The organism is Micromonospora sp. WMMD987, from assembly GCF_029581435.1.
GTDB lineage: Bacteria > Actinomycetota > Actinomycetes > Mycobacteriales > Micromonosporaceae > Micromonospora > Micromonospora rifamycinica.
Map to the genome: position 1 here is coordinate 97431 of NZ_CP120861.1, position 15218 is coordinate 112648.

The 15218-nt window shown below is 74.6% G+C and carries 5 protein-coding genes; all 5 read left to right on the forward strand.

Annotated elements, in window-relative coordinates; translation table 11 throughout:
- The first annotated feature begins 40 nt into the window (after window positions 1-40).
- The 5 genes from O7612_RS00360 to O7612_RS00380 are packed head-to-tail and all read left to right on the forward strand — an operon-like array spanning window position 41 to window position 15212.
- Window positions 41-6217: a type I polyketide synthase gene (locus O7612_RS00360; protein ID WP_282269388.1), complete on the forward strand. Its 6177-nt coding sequence runs from the start codon at window positions 41-43 to the stop codon at window positions 6215-6217.
- 1 nt (window position 6218) lies between these two features.
- Window positions 6219-12311, forward strand: a complete 6093-nt coding sequence (locus O7612_RS00365; protein WP_282269390.1) for a type I polyketide synthase — start codon at window positions 6219-6221, stop codon at window positions 12309-12311.
- The gene (locus O7612_RS00370) at window positions 12308-13342 is read left to right on the forward strand and encodes a 2-oxoglutarate and iron-dependent oxygenase domain-containing protein (protein WP_282269392.1); all 1035 of its coding nucleotides are present in this window, start codon (window positions 12308-12310) and stop codon (window positions 13340-13342) included. Before O7612_RS00365 ends, O7612_RS00370 begins: the two co-directional genes overlap by 4 nt.
- Window positions 13339-14346, forward strand: a complete 1008-nt coding sequence (locus tag O7612_RS00375; protein WP_282269394.1) for a 2-oxoglutarate and iron-dependent oxygenase domain-containing protein — start codon at window positions 13339-13341, stop codon at window positions 14344-14346. The genes O7612_RS00370 and O7612_RS00375 overlap by 4 nt, the downstream gene beginning before the upstream one ends.
- The gene (locus O7612_RS00380; RefSeq protein WP_282269397.1) at window positions 14346-15212 is read left to right on the forward strand and encodes a 3-hydroxyacyl-CoA dehydrogenase family protein; all 867 of its coding nucleotides are present in this window, start codon (window positions 14346-14348) and stop codon (window positions 15210-15212) included. The genes O7612_RS00375 and O7612_RS00380 overlap by 1 nt, the downstream gene beginning before the upstream one ends.
- Window positions 15213-15218: the final 6 nt, after the last annotated feature.

Below are 15218 nucleotides of genomic sequence, written 5' to 3' on the forward strand. Positions count from 1 at the left end.
GCACAGCAGGCACCGCGGACCGACGCCGGAGGGGGAGTACGTGAACGAGGCTGAGCTGCGTGAGGCGCTACGACGGTCGGTCGCGGTCATCGACTCGCTCGAACGCCGCCTGGAGCGGGCGGAGCAGCCGGTCGCCGTGGTGGGGATGGCGTGCCGCTTCCCGGGAGCACCGGACCTCGACGCGTACTGGCGGCTGCTCGTGGACGGGGTGGACGCCATCGGCGACATCCCCGCCGACCGGTGGGACGTCGACCGCTACTACGACCCGGACCGGACCGCGCCGGGCAAGATGTACAGCCGGCGGGGCGGCTTCGTGGCCGACGTCGACAGGTTCGACGCCGCCTTCTTCGGCATGTCGCCCCGCGAGGCCACCCGCACCGACCCGCAGGCCAGGATGCTGCTCGAGGTCAGCTGGGAGGCGTTGGAGCACGCCGGGCAGTCGCCGCAGCTGCTGCGCGGCTCCCGGACGGGGGTCTACGTCGGGTACGCCGAGAACGACTACGCGAAGCTGGTCGACCGGCTCACCGGACGCAGCGGCGTGGTCGACCCGTACGACGCCACCGGCACGGGCGCCTGCTTCGCCTCCGGCCGGATCTCGCACGTGCTGGGTCTGCACGGCCCCAACCTGGCGGTCGACACCGGGTGCTCCAGCGCGCTGGTCGCCATGCACCAGGCGATCGGGGCGCTACGGGCCGGCGAGTGCGACGTGGCGCTCGCCGGTGGGGTGCACCTGCGGCTCGCGCCGGAGACCACGCTGGCCCTCGCCCGGACGGGCGCGCTGTCGCCCGACGGGCGGTGCAAGACCTTCTCCGCCGCGGCCGACGGGTTCGGGCGCAGCGAGGGCTGCGGGATGGTCGTGCTCAAGCGGCTGGCCGACGCCCTGGCCGACCGGGATCCGGTCCTCGCCGTGGTCCGGGGCAGCGCGGTCAACCACGACGGCCCGGCCAGCGGGCTGACCGCGCCGAACGGGGCCGCCCAGGCGGCGCTGATCGACACCGCGCTGCGCCGGGCGGGTGTCGGCCCGCACGAGATCGGCTACGTGGAGGCCCACGGCACCGGCACCCTGCTCGGCGACCCCATCGAGGTCGACGCGCTCGCCTCGGTCTTCGGCGCCGTCACCGGACCGGTCTGGCTCGGCTCGGTGAAGTCGAACATCGGGCACACCGAGGGCGCGGCCGGCGCGGCTTCGGTGATCAAGACGGTACTGGCCATCGCGCACGGCGTCGTCCCGCGCAGCCTGCACGCCGAGCCGCCGAACCCGCACGTCGACTGGGCGTCGTCGCCGTTCTCGGTGCCGTCGCGCAACCAGCCCTGGCCGGCGGACCGGCGCTGCGCTGGGGTCAGCTCGTTCGGGATGAGCGGCACCAACGCGCACCTGGTGCTCGGTCCGCCCCCGCCCCGGGAGGCGACCGCCGCCCCCCGGCGTCCGGTCCGGGTGCTGCCGGTGTCGGCGCGTACCCCGGCCGCCCTCGGGGTCCTGCTCGACCGGTACGCCGACGCCCTGCGCGACGGCGTCGACGTCACGGCGCTGTGCCTCACCGCCGCCACCGGCCGGGCGCACCTGCCGGTACGGGCGGCGGTCACCGGCGGGACGGGTGCCGAACTCGTCGAGCGGTTGGCGGAGCGCCGGTCCACCGCCCCGGCCACCCCGGCCCGGAAACCGACGGTCGCCTTCCTGTTCACCGGTCAGGGGGCGCAGTGGGTGGGCATGGGCGCGCAGTTGTACGACACCGCGCCGGTGTTCCGGGCGGCGGTGGACGAGTGCGTGCCGGTGATCCGGGAGCTGACCGGCACCGACATCCGTACCGTGATGTTCGACGGCGCCGACGCGGACCTGTCGGACACCACCTGGACCCAGCCCGCCCTCTTCGTGCTCGGCCTCGGCCTGGCCCGGCTGTGGCAGTCGTGGGGGGTCACCCCGGCGGTCCTCGTCGGGCACAGCGTCGGCGAGCTGACCGCCGCCTGCGTGGCCGGCACGGTCGCGGTGCCCGACGCGTTGCGCCTGGTCGTCACCCGGGGCCGGCTGATGGCGGGCGGGCCGGGGGCCGGGGTGATGACGGCCGTCGCCGCCGACGAGAAGACCGCCGCCGACGCCGTCGGCGACCTCGACCGGACGGCCGTGGCCGCGGTGAACAGTCCCCACGAGACGGTGCTCTCCGGGCCGGCGGACCAGATCGGGCAGGCGGAGGCGCGACTGCGGGCCGACGGGGTGCGGGTGCGTCGCCTGGCGGTGTCGAACGCCTTCCACTCGCCGCTGATGGCACCGGCCGCCGCCGCGTTCGCCGAGGTCGTCGCGGAGGTGCCGCTGCACCGGCCGACGGTGCCGATCGTCGCCAACGTGCCCGGCGTCGCCGACCCGGAGCTGCTGACCCGCCCCGGGTACTGGGCCGACCACCTGGTGAGCCCGGTGCGGTTCGCCGACGGCATCCGGCACGCCGCCGACGCGGGGGCCGACCTCCTGGTCGAGATCGGCCCGAAGCCGGTGCTGCTGGGCTTCGCCCGGGACTGCCTGGCCGACCGGGAGGGTGTGCGGTTCGTGCCGAGCATCCGACCCGGGCAGGAGTGGTCGACCCTGGCCGCCGGGCTGGCGGAGTGCTACGAGCACGGGGTCGACGTCGACTGGCGGGCGTTCGAGGACGACCACGACACGGTACGCGTCGCCGCGCCCACCTACCCGTTCGAGCGGGAACGGTACTGGCTGCCCGAGCCGCCGCCGGCCGCCGACGCCCGGCACGGGGTGTTCACCGATCTCGTCGAGGACACCGGGGACGGCTCGCTGGTGGCCCAGGCCCGGCTCACCCCGGCGACCTCGGCGCTGGCGGAGCACCGGATCCACGGCGAGGTGGTGGCACCCGCCGCGTTCCACCTGGCGGTCGTCCTGGACGCGGCCCGCGCCGGGGCCGGGGGTCGGCACGTCGACCTCGTCGACCTGGTCTTCCCCGCCCCGCTCGCCGTACCGGCTGGGGGTTCCGCACGGGTCCGGGTGCGGCTGCACGGACCCCCGGACCGGCGGGAGTGCATGCTGGAGACGGTCACCGGCGACGGCGTGGTGACCCATGCCGTCGGGCAGGCACGGGTGTCCGACGCGCCGGCCCTGGGGGAACGGCACGATCCGGCCGAACTCCGGTCCCGGCTGGACCGGGACGTCGACCCGGCCGCCCTGTACCGGCGGCTCGCCTCGGGCGGTGTCGACCTCGGGCCGGCGTTCCGGTGGCTCACCGCGGTGCGGGTCGGTGCCGACGAGGCGTTCGCCGAGCTGACCCCGCAGCCGCACCCGCCGGGAGCACACCCCGAGAGCGTGCATCCGGGGCTCCTCGACGCCTGTTTCCAGCTCACCGAGGCGACGCGGTCCGCGACGGACACGGTGGCCCGGCTGCCGTTCGCACTGGGCCGGCTCACCCTCGACGGCCCGGCGCTGCACCGGGCCCGCTACGTCCATGCCCGCCGGGCCGGCGACGGTGGCTGGCACCTGACGATCCTCGCCCCGGACGGGGAGCCGGTCGGTGTCCTCGACGCCTTCCGGGACCGGGTCGTCGACCGGGACACCCCGGACCGTGGGTGGTTCGCCCGGCAGGAGTGGCGGCCGGTCGGGGCGGCCACTCCCGCCCGGCCGGAGCGTCCGCTGCTGCTCGCCGACGACACCGCGTGGGCGGCGGCGGTGGCCGGTGCGCTCGGCTGCCCCCGGCGTGACCTCGACGTCGACCTCGACGAGGGGACGGTCGACGGGGTCACCCACGTCGTGGTCGCGTCCGCGCCGACGGGCGACGACGCCGACGCGACCAGCCGGTTCCTGGGTATCCTGCTGCGCCTGGTGCGCCGGCTGGGCGAGCGCGGGCGGCCGCCCCGGTTGACACTGTTGACCCGGGGCGGGCAGCCTGTCGACGCCACCGTGGTGGCACCGTCGCAGACCGCGGTCTGGGCCTTCGCGCGTACCGTCGCCGCCGAGTACCCCGACCTGGGCTGCCGGGCGATCGACGTGGCCGACGAGGCGGACCTGGCCGAGGCGGCGGCCCGGATCGCCGACCCGGACTCCGCAGACCGGTTGGTGGTCCGCGCCGGCCAGGCCTACCGGGAGGCGTTCACCGGGACGGACCCGCCCGGCCCGGCCGGGCCGACGAGGCTCGTCCTCACCGGGTACGGCAGCCCGGACGCCCTGACGACGGTCCCGCTGGAGCGGCGGCCACCCGGACCCGGCGAGGTGGAGATCGCGGTCCGCGCGGCCGGACTGAACTTCCGCGACGTGCTCGTCTCCCTCGGCATGCTCGCCGGGCACTACGCGGACGACCGGGGCATCACCCGGGCCGACGAGGTACCCCTCGGCTTCGAGTGCGCCGGGGTCGTGCTGGCGGTGGGGCCCGGGGTCACCGACCGGGCCGTCGGCGACGACGTGGTGGCGTACACCGAACACGCCTTCGCCACGCACGTCACCGTCCGGGTGGAGCACACCGCGCCGCTGCCCGCCGGGATGGGTCACGCCGAGGGCGCGACCCTGCCGCTGGCGTTCCTCACCGCGGAGTACGCCCTGCACGAGCTGGCCGGGCTGCGCGCCGGGGAACGGGTGCTGATCCACGCCGCGGCCGGCGGGGTCGGGCAGGCCGCCGTCGCGCTGGCCAGGGCCAGGGGCGCGGAGGTGTTCGGCACGGCGAGCGCGCCGAAGCACGACGTCCTGCGGCGGATCGGTGTCGACCACGTGCTGGACTCGCGGAGCACCGGGTTCGCCGACCGCGTCCTGGAACTCACCGGCGGGCGGGGCGTGGACGTGGTGCTCAACAGTCTCAACGGGGAGAGCATCGCCGCCGGCATGCGCTCCCTGGCCGACGGCGGCCGGTTCGTCGAACTCGGCCGGGTGGGGGTCTGGACCGCCGACCAGGCCCGTCGGGTACGCCCCGACGTGCGGTACCACCGGTTCGACTTCGGGGACGTCGCCGAGCAGGATCCGGGCCTGGTCGCCCGCCTGTTCGCCGCGCTGATGCCCCGGTTCGCCACGGGCGAGTTGTCCCCGCTGCCGCTGCGCGCCTTCCCGATGACCGGGGCCGCCGAGGCGTACCGGTACATGCAGCGGGCCCGGCACACCGGCAAGCTGGTGCTGGTGCCGCCGACGCCGGTGGATCCCGCGGTGGCGGGGGTGCTGGTGACCGGCGGCACCGGCGCGCTGGGCCGGCGGGCGGCCCGGATGCTGGCCGACGCGGGGACGCGGCGGATCGTCCTGATGGGCCGGGGCACCCCTTCCGACCAGGTGCTCGACGACCTGCGCGGGCGGGGCGCCGAGGTGGAGTTCGTCCGGGGCGACGTCGCGGTGGAGGCGGACGTGCGGCGGGCCGTCGCGCGTACCGGCACGCTGGGCGGGATCGTGCACGCCGCCGGTGCGCTCGACGACGGTGTGCTGCTCGGCCAGACCGCCGAGCGGTTCGCCACGGTCCTGCGCCCCAAGGTGGACGGCGGAGCCGTGCTCGACCGGGTCGCCCGGGAACACCGACCGGCGTTCTTCGTGGTCTTCTCGTCGGTCACCGCCGTCGAGGAGCGCGGCGGGCAGGGGGCGTACGGCGCGGCGAACGCGTACCTCGACGGGCTGGTCGCCCGCCGCCGGGCCGACGGCCTGCCGGGGCTCTCGGTCGCCTGGGGTCCGTGGGCCGGCGAGGGCATGGCCGCGGACCTGGCCGGAGTCCGCAAGATCGACCCGGACACCGGGGCCACCGTGCTGCACCGGCTGCTCACCGCCGGCACCGCGGCACCCGCCACCATCGTGGTCGATCCGAACAGGGACGCGACCCCGGTCGCCGGGCGGACCGCCGGGGCCGCGCCGGCCGGCGGAGCGCCGGCCGAGTCCGGGCCGGTGGACCGGCCGCGCACCCCGGCGGCGATGACGGACTACCTGGCGGGTGTGGTCCGCCGGCTCACCGGGCTGCCGGCCCGGGTCGCGCTGGACGACCGGACGCTCTTCGCCGACGTCGGGGTGGACTCGCTGGTCCTCATCGAGTTCCGCCAGCGGATCCAACAGGACCTGTCGGTGTCGGTGCCGGCGTCGACGGTCTTCGACCACCCCTCACTGGGGGAGATGGCCGGCCACCTGCTGGCCCTGCTGGCACCCCCGCCGTCCGCGCCCGCGACACCGGAGGCGCACCGGCCGCCCCGCCGGGACCTCGACGAGGCGGACGCGGAGGACCTGCGCCGCATCCTCGACGAGGAACTCGGGGATCTCGACGAAGGGATGGAGTGAGTTGTCGACCGAGAACTCCGACGACCTCGACCGGCTGCGCCGGGCGGCACAGACGATCCGCACCCTGCGCGCGTCCGTCGCCGAACTGAAGGCCGCCGCGAACCGGCCCGTCGCCGTCGTGGGGATGGCCTGCCGCTTCCCGGGCGCCGCCGGCGTCGAGCAGTTCTGGGAGCTGGTACGGCACGGCCGCAGTGCGATCGGGGAGGTGCCCGCCAGGCGCTGGGACACCCCGCCGGTGGACGCGCAGGGGCGGCCGTGGCGGGCTCGCGGCGGTTTCCTGCCGGACCTGGACGGTTTCGACCACCACTTCTTCAACGTCTCACCCCGTGAGGCCCGGCAGATGGATCCCCAGCAGCGCCTGCTGCTGGAGGTCAGCTGGCACGCGCTGGAATCGTCCGGCCGGGATCCGAGGACGCTGGCCGGCACCCGGACCGGGGTGTTCGTCGGGATCGCCGAGTCGGAGTACGCCCGGTTGGCCGAGCGGCAGGGCGCGGGCAGCACGGCGATGTACGGCGTCACCGGCAACGCGTGCAGCGTGGCGGGGGGCCGGATCTCGTACCACCTCGGGTTACGTGGCCCGAACCTCTCCGTCGACACCGCGTGTTCGTCGTCGCTGACCGCGGTGCACCTGGCGGTGTCCAGCCTGCGGTCCGGCGAGTCCGACCTCGCGGTGGTCGGCGGGGTCAACGCGCTCCTGCTGCCGGACACGTTCACCGCCTTCATGGACGGTGGCGCGCTGGCCCCGGACGGGGTGTGCAAGGCGTTCGACGCCGCCGCCGACGGCTACGGCCGGGGTGAGGGCTGCGGTGTGGTGGTCCTGCGCCGGCTGGACGAGGCGCTCGCCGACGGCGAGGAGATCCTGGCGGTGATCCGGGGCAGCGCGGTGGAGCAGGACGGCCGGACCAACGGCCTGACCGCGCCCAGCGGGCTCGCCCAGCAGTCGGTGATCCGTTCGGCGCTGGCGAACGCGGGCGCGACCCCGGACGAGATCGCCTACGTCGAGACGCACGGCACCGGCACCGCCCTGGGGGATCCGGTGGAGGCGGACGCGCTCACCGCCGTCTTCGGCGACCGGTCGCGGCCGTTGCCGGTCGGCGCGCTCAAGGCCACCATCGGGCACCTGGAGGCGGCGGCGGGCATCGCCGGGTTGATCAAGACGATCCTGGTGCTCCGGCACGGGGAGGCCCCGCCCGCCACCCACCTCCGCCGGCTCAACCCGCACGTCGACTGGGAGTCCACGCCGGTCACCGTGCCGACCGAACGCACCGGCCTGGTCGGCGAACTGGCCGGGGTGAGTTCCTTCGGGTTCAGCGGCACCAACGCCCACGTGGTGGTGGGCCGGGCACCCCAGCGCGCGACGCCGGTGGCCCCGGGCGGCGGGCACCGGGTGTTGACCCTGTCCGCCCGTACCCCGGAGGCGTTGCACACGCTCGCGGGCGCGGTGGTGCCGGTCCTGGCCGCCGCGCGGACCCCGGAGGCCTTCGCCGACGTCTGCGCCGCCTCCGCCGCGTACGCCGGGGACCAGCACCGGTTGGCGCTCTCCGCGACCGGTGGCGTCGCCGCCGCCGAGCAGCTCGGCGGGCACCTCGACGGCCGCAAGGCCCGGGTCCGGCAGCGGGAGGCGAAGCGCCGCCCGGTGGTCGCGTTCCTGTTCGGGGGGCAGGGATCGCAGTACCCGGGGATGGGCCGCGGACTGTACGCCGACGACCCGGTCTTCCGGGACACCATCGAGACCTGCGACCGGTGGCTCGACGAGCACGCCGGCTGGGAGGTCCGGCTGGTCGACCTGCTCTACGCCGCCGAACCGGACGCCCGGCTGGACGAGACCCGCTACGCGCAGCCCGCCGTGTACGCGGTGGAGTGCGCGCTGGCCCGGGTGTGGCGGTCGCGGGGGGTCCGGCCCTCGGTGGTGCTGGGCCACTCCACCGGGGAGTTCGCCGCGGCGCAGGTGGCCGGGGTGCTCGGGCTCACCGACGGGTTGGCCCTGGTGGCGCACCGGGCGCGGCTCATCGACTCCGCCACCGGTGGCCGGGGCCGTACCGCTGCCGTCTTCGCCCCCGCCGCCGAGGTCGAGGCGGCCCTCGCCGGCATCGCCGGGGTCACCGTGGCCGCCTGGAACGGCCCCCGGGAGACACTGATCGCCGGTCCCCGCGACGAGGTGGCCGCCGCGCTGGTCGCCTGCGGCGAGCGGGGACTGCAACACCGTCCGGTGACGGTGCCGCACGCGCCCCACTCGCCGATGGTCGACGCGGTCGTCGACGAGTTCCGGGCGTTCGCCGCCGGCCTGACGTACGCGGCTCCCACCGTGCCGCTGATCTCGAACGTGACCGGTGCCGTGGTGCACCGGCTCGACGCCGACTACTGGTGCCGGCAGCTCCGCGAGCCGGTCAGGTTCACCGACAGCGTGCGGTCGCTGGCCGAGCACGGCTGCGACGTGGCCCTGGACGTGAGCGCGGCGCCGGTGCTGACGCTGCTCGGCCGGCAGAACTGGACCGGTACGCCGATCGTGTGGGCCCCGTCGCTGGTGCAGAACGTCGACGACGGCAAGCAGCTGGCCGCCGCCGCCGTGGAGCTGTACACCGTCGGCGTCGACCTCGACCGGCACGGCCTGCACGGACCAGGGAGGGGCTCGGTGAGCATGCCCGGATACCCGTTCCAGCACACCCGGCACTGGGTGGAGCCGGCACCGGTCCGCCCCCGGGCGGACGCCGCACCCGGTGCCCACCCGGTGTCGACGGTGTCGACCGTGACGCCGCGACCGGCGACGACCACGCCGCTACCGACGGTGGACGCCGGATCGGCACCGGCGCTGACCGCCAGCTCGGAACCGGCGACGGCGACCGGGGCGGAACCGGCGGCGGTGGCCGTCGGGTCGGAACCGGCGGACGATCCGGCCCGGTTCGTCGCCGGGCAGCTCGCCGAGTACCTGGAGACCGAGCCGGACCTGCTGTCACCCACCGCCTCCTTCCTGGAGCTGGGGGCCGACTCCCTGGTGATGGCCCGGCTGGTCCAGGACGTCAACGACCGGTACGGCGTGCGGCTCAACGTCGGCCAGCTCTTCGAGGGGCTGGACAGCGTCGCCGCCCTCGCCGGTGACCTCCGGGCGCACGGCCGTCCGCCCACCGTGGCACCGTCCGTCGCACCGGCCGTTCCGGCGCTGCCCGCCGGGTCGACACTGCCCGCCGGACAGCCGGTTCCGGCGCTGCCGGCCGGGCCGGAGGCACAGCCGGACGGGGACGGCGGGCTGCGCGAGCTGGTCCAGGCGCAGATCGCGCTGATGAACCGGCAGCTCGACCTGCTCGGCGCGGCACCTGTCCCGGGTCCACCGGCCACCAGCACGCCACCGGTCCCGGGTTCGTCGGCCAGCCGGACGGCACCGGTGCCGGGTTCGTCGACCACCCGCCCGGCACCGGTGCCGGGCGACCGGACGCCGACCCGGGCCGGGGCGTCCGGGTCGCCGGTCGCCGACGGGGTGCCGACCGTGGCGAAGGCCGCCCTGACCGACCTCACCGACCGGCAACGCCGCCACCTCGACGGGTTGCTCGACGCGTTCACCGCCCGGACCGCCGGATCGCTCGAACGGGCCCGGACGCACCGGGCGTACCGGGTGGACACCCGGATGCGGACGGTCCGCCCGGAGACCCGGCGGGCCTGCTACCCGGTCGTCGCGGGCAGCGCCGCCGGCTCCCACCTGACCGACATCGACGGAAACGACTACGTCGACCTCGCGATGGGCTTCGGGGTGCTGCTCTGCGGGCACGACCCCGCCTTCGTCGCCGAGGCCGTCGCCGAGCAGGCCACCCGGGGGATCTCGGTCGGGCCGGTGGTCGACGGCACCGACCAGGTGGCCCGGCTGTTCTGCGAGCTGACCGGCAAGGAGCGGGCCTTCTTCACGGTCAGCGGCACCGACGCGGTCCGGGGCGCGTTGCGGGTGGCCGCCGCGGCGACCGGCCGGTCCCGGTTCGTGATGTTCGCCGGCTCGTACCACGGTCAGGACGACCGGGTGCTGGCCCTGCCCGACGTGCACGGCGACCCGCTCGTCTCGGTGCCGATGGCACCCGGCATCTCGCCGTCGGCCGCCGCGGACGCGCTGATCCTGCCCTACGACAGCGAACGGTCGCTGACCATCATCGAGGAGCACGCGCACGAACTGGGCGGCGTGCTCGTCGAGGCCGTGCAGAGCCGGAACCCGGGGGTACGACCCGACGCGTTCCTGCGCCGGCTGCGCGAGATCACCGCCCGGACCGGCGTCCCGCTGATCTTCGACGAGGTGATCACCGGGTTCCGGGTCAAACTGGGCGGCGCGCAGGAGTGGTTCGGCGTGGAGGCCGACATCGCCGCGTACGGCAAGTGCATCGGCGGCGGTCACCCGGTGGGCGTGGTCGCCGGTGCGGCCCGGTACCTGGACGCCGTGGACGGCGGCGGCTGGCAGGACGGCCCCGGCCAGGCGGTGCCGGAGACCACCTACATCGGCAGCACCTTCGAGAACCACCCGGCCACCGTGGCGGGGACGCTGGCGATGCTGCACCACCTCCGCGAGCAGGGTGGCGCCCTCCAGGACCGGTTGAACGCGGAGACCGAGTACCTGGTCACCACGCTGAACACGATGTTCCGCCGGGAGGGTGCGCCGATCCGGGTACTGCACTACGGCTCGCTGTTCCGGTTCACCTGGAAGGGCAACGCCAGCTACGCCTACCAGCCGCTGGCGATGGAGGTGTTCCACTTCCACCTGCTGCTGCGCGGCATCTACCTGTGGGAGGGCCGGACCTGCTTCCTGTCGACCGCGCACACCCGGGCGGACGTGGAGCGGGTGGTCACCGCCGCCACCGAGGCGGTCCTGGCCATGCGGGACGGCGGGTTCGTCACCGACGAGGTCCCGCCCCGGGTCGCCCCGGCCCAGGCGGCGTTGCTGGCCCGCTCCGCCGCCGCACCGCAGGATCCCGACTGGACGGTGGCCGAGGACGTGGAGCTGTCCGGTCCGGTCGACGCGGCGGCGCTGCGGCGGGCGGTCGCCGGCGTCGTGGACCGGCACGAGGCGCTGCGGGTGGTGTTCCGCGACGGTCGGCCGGAGCGCGGTGCGCCGCCGGAGTTGGAGGTCGTCGACCTCGACGGGACCGGGCTGTCCTACCAGCAGTGGTGGCAGCGGCGGCTCGCCGAGCCGTTCGACCTCGCCACCGGGCCGCTGACCCGGTTCCACCTGGTCCGCCAGGGTGACCGGGAACAGCACCTGGTGTTGTACGCCCACCACCTGGTCTCCGACGGCATCTCGATGACCGTGCTGCTGGACGAGTTGGCCGCCGGGTACGCCGGCACCGGCCTGACCGAACCGGCCGTGCAGTACACCGACCACCTGGCCCGGCTCGCGCTGCGGGACGTGGCGGGCGGCCGGGAGTACTGGCGGACCGCCCTCGCCGGGGTGCCCCCGTACACCGCACCGGCCGGGCAGCGGGATGCGGGTGACCGGCATTTCGGGGTCCTCGACGCCGAGCTGACCGCGGCGGTGCACAAGGCGGCGCGGGAGTTCGGCAGCACGCCGTTCCAGGTCCTGCTCACCGCGCACGGGCTGCTGGCACACCACCGGTTCGACACCGACGACCTCGTCATCGGGGTTCCGGTGGCGGGGCGCGACTATCCACGGGGCGTCTCCGTGGTCGGCTACTGCGCCGAGATGCTACCGATCCGCAGCCGGCTGGAGGGTGCCGGCACGGTCCAGGACTACCACCGCGCCCTGCGGCAGTCCATGCTCGCCGGTCTCGCCCACCAGGTGCCGCTCGCCGACGTGGCCGACCTGTTGGGCGGCGACGGGGTCTTCCCGCTGCGGACCGTCTTCAACCTCGACCACGCGGTGGCCGCGCCCCGGTTCCCGGGGCTGTCCGCGCGGTTCCGCCCGGTGCCGGCCCGGGCCGCCCTGGTCGACCTCCGGCTCGACCTGATCGAGTCGGGGGACCACCTGCGGTTGACCGTCGACTACCGCACCAGCGTGCACGACGCCGGGCAGGTGGCCGACTGGGCGGACCGTTTCGTCGCGACGGTACGGGCCGTCGTGGCCGGTCCGCACACTTCGCTACGCGAGATCAAGGAGGTGACGTCATGAGGATTCCGACCGTGCACATCGGTGCGCTGGCCGCTCACGACCCGGCGGCCATCGCGGCGGTACGGCAGGCGACGAGGCAGATCGGCCTGTTCTACCTCGACCTGCGGCCCGGGATCGGCGCGGAGACCTTCGACGAGCTGTTCGTCGAGACGCGCCGGTTCTTCCACGCCGCCCCCGAGGTCAAGTCGGCGATCAGCGTCCGGCACTCCCCGCACTACCGGGGTTTCGTCGCGCCGCGTGAGGAGTCGACCAACGGCACCGAGGACCTGAAGGAGTCCTGGGAGTTCGGCCGGGAGGCGACCCCGCCGCCGGACGCCGAGCCGCAGGACTGGTTCGTCATGTACGGCGGGAACCAGTGGCCCGACCCGGCGCGGCTGCCCGGGTTCCGGCCGACCGTGGACCGCTACACGGAGTGGGTGTCGCAGGTCGGCCGGACCGTCGTCGAGGCGCTCGCCCGGTCGATGGGGCAGCACGACGTCCTCGGTAAGCCCGACTCGGCCTTCGGCGAGGACCTGCACTGGTTCTCCCGGCTCATCTACTACCGGGACAGCGACGAGTACCGGGGGGAGGACGTCCGCCTCGGCGAGCACACCGACAGCGGCATGCTCACCGTGAGCATCCAGGACTCCGACGGCCTGGAGGTGCGTACCCAGGACGGCGAGTGGCTGCTGGTGTCGCCGCCGCCGGGTGCGTGCGTCGTCTTCACCGGCGAGCTGATGGGGCTGTGGAGCGGTGGCTACTACCCGGCCTGCCGGCACCGGGTGCACGCCGACAACCTGCGCGGTGACCGGGTGTCGGTGATCTCCTTCTTCATCCCGGAGCTGGGCAGCGTGCTGCGTCCCATCGACCCGGCGGACGCGGTCGCGGCGGAGGGCACCGACGCGGCGGTCGCGGTCGCGGCGGACAATCCGTGGTTGCGTCCCGGCGAGCGGGGCGACGCCGTCGAGCCGTTCGTGGTCGGCGAGCGGGAGTGGACCCGGGTGCACGAGATCTTTCCCCGCGGCGCCGACGAGCAGGAGGTGACGAAGTGAGCAGGCAGCAGACGTTCCACGAGGTCCCGGTGATCGACGTGGGTGCCCTGGTGGTCCCGGATCCGGACCCGGAGGCCCTCGACGAGACGGTGCGCCGCATCGGCGACGCCTGTCGGGACGTCGGATTCCTGTACGTGCGCAACCACGGTCTGCCCGACGGGCTGTCCGAACGGATGATGGCGCAGACCCGGGCCTTCTTCGACCTGCCGATCGAGGAGAAGATGAAGCTCCGGCTCGGTCAGACGAGCCAGTTCCGGGGCTACATCCCGATGCTCGCCGAGGTGACCGCCACCAAGCGGGACTACCACGAGTGTCTCGACCTCCAGCCGCTGTCCGGTCGGGACGCGGAGACCATCGCGGCGGCGAAGCTGGCCCGCCAGGGCCGGCACCCGCTCGACGATCCGGACCAGTGGCCGGCGGCCCTGCCGGAGTTCCGGCCGGTGATGATGGAGGCGTGGAGCGCGCTCACCCGGCTCGGCGAGCAGCTCGCCGCCGGGATGGCGCTCAGCCTGGGCCTCGACGCCGGGTTCTTCCAGAAGTACGCCGGTGACGAGCTGTGCGACCTGCGGCTGTCGCACTATCCGCCGTTCCAGCCGGACCGCAGCCTCGACGACGTGGAGTTCGGCATGGGCGCCCACGTCGACTACGGGTTCCTCGCGATCGTCCAGCAGGACGGCGTGGACGGCCTGGAGGTCCGTAACCCGGACGGCGAGTGGGTCAACGCGCCGCACATTCCGGGCACGCTGCTGGTGAACATCGGCCTGATGATGCAGCGCTGGACGAACGACCGTTACACCGCCACCTGGCACCGGGTGCGGTTCCCGGGCGGGCGGCACCGGTACTCGATGCCGTTCTTCTTCGAGCCCGCCTTCGACGCGGTGATCGCTCCGGTGCCGGAGTGCTGCGGCGCGGACGACCCGCCACGCTACGAGCCGGTGCAGTTCGGCACCTGGGTCGTCGAGCAGTTCTCCACCGCGTACGACAACAAGGAAGACCAGGCGTGATGGGCGACTCGGCAGCGGCGCGGCGGCGCGTCGGCGTGGTGGGGGCGGGCGCGATCGGCACCAGCGTCGGGGCCGACTTCCTGTTGCACGGCTTCGAGGTCGTCTTCGTGGACCGCGACGAGCGGACCCTGGCCGAGGCGGCGGCGAAGGTGGCCGAGGGGGTCCGGTTCGCGCCGCTGCTGCGGCCGGGCCTGCGCCGGTTGTCCCGCGCCGAGCTGGCCGAGCGCACCCGGTACGTCGTCGACCTCGGTGAGCTGGCCGGCTGCGAGTTCGTGGTGGAGAACGTCACCGAGGACTGGGCGGTCAAGCGGGACCTGTACGCCCGGCTCGACGCGGCGCTGCCACCGGGGGTGGGCATCGGGGTGAACACGTCGAGCATCTCGATCCAGCGGCTGGCGGCCGAGACGACCCGGCCGGAGTGGATCGTCGGTATCCACTTCATGAACCCCGCCTACGCCACCGAGGCGGTCGAGGTGATGCGCGGCGCGAACACCTCGGACGACTGCCTGGCGTACGTCGAGGAGCTGGTGCGTTCCCTCGGCAAGCAGGCGATCGTGGTGGGCGATTTCCCGGGCTTCGTCAGCAACCGCATCTCGCACGTCTTCTTCAACGAGGCGGCCCGGCTGGTGCAGGAGGAGGGGGTCGAGCCGACGGTCGTGGACCAGGTGTTCAAGCGCTGTTTCGGGCACACCATGGGTCCGCTGGAGACCGCCGACCTGATCGGCCTGGACACCGTCGTGCTCACCCTGCGGCACCTGCGGGAGAGCACCCACGAGGACCGGTACGAGCCCTGCGGGCTGCTGGAACAGAAGGTCGCCGACGGCGAGGTGGGCCGCAAGGCGGGCCGGGGCTTCTACCGCTACTGATCCCTG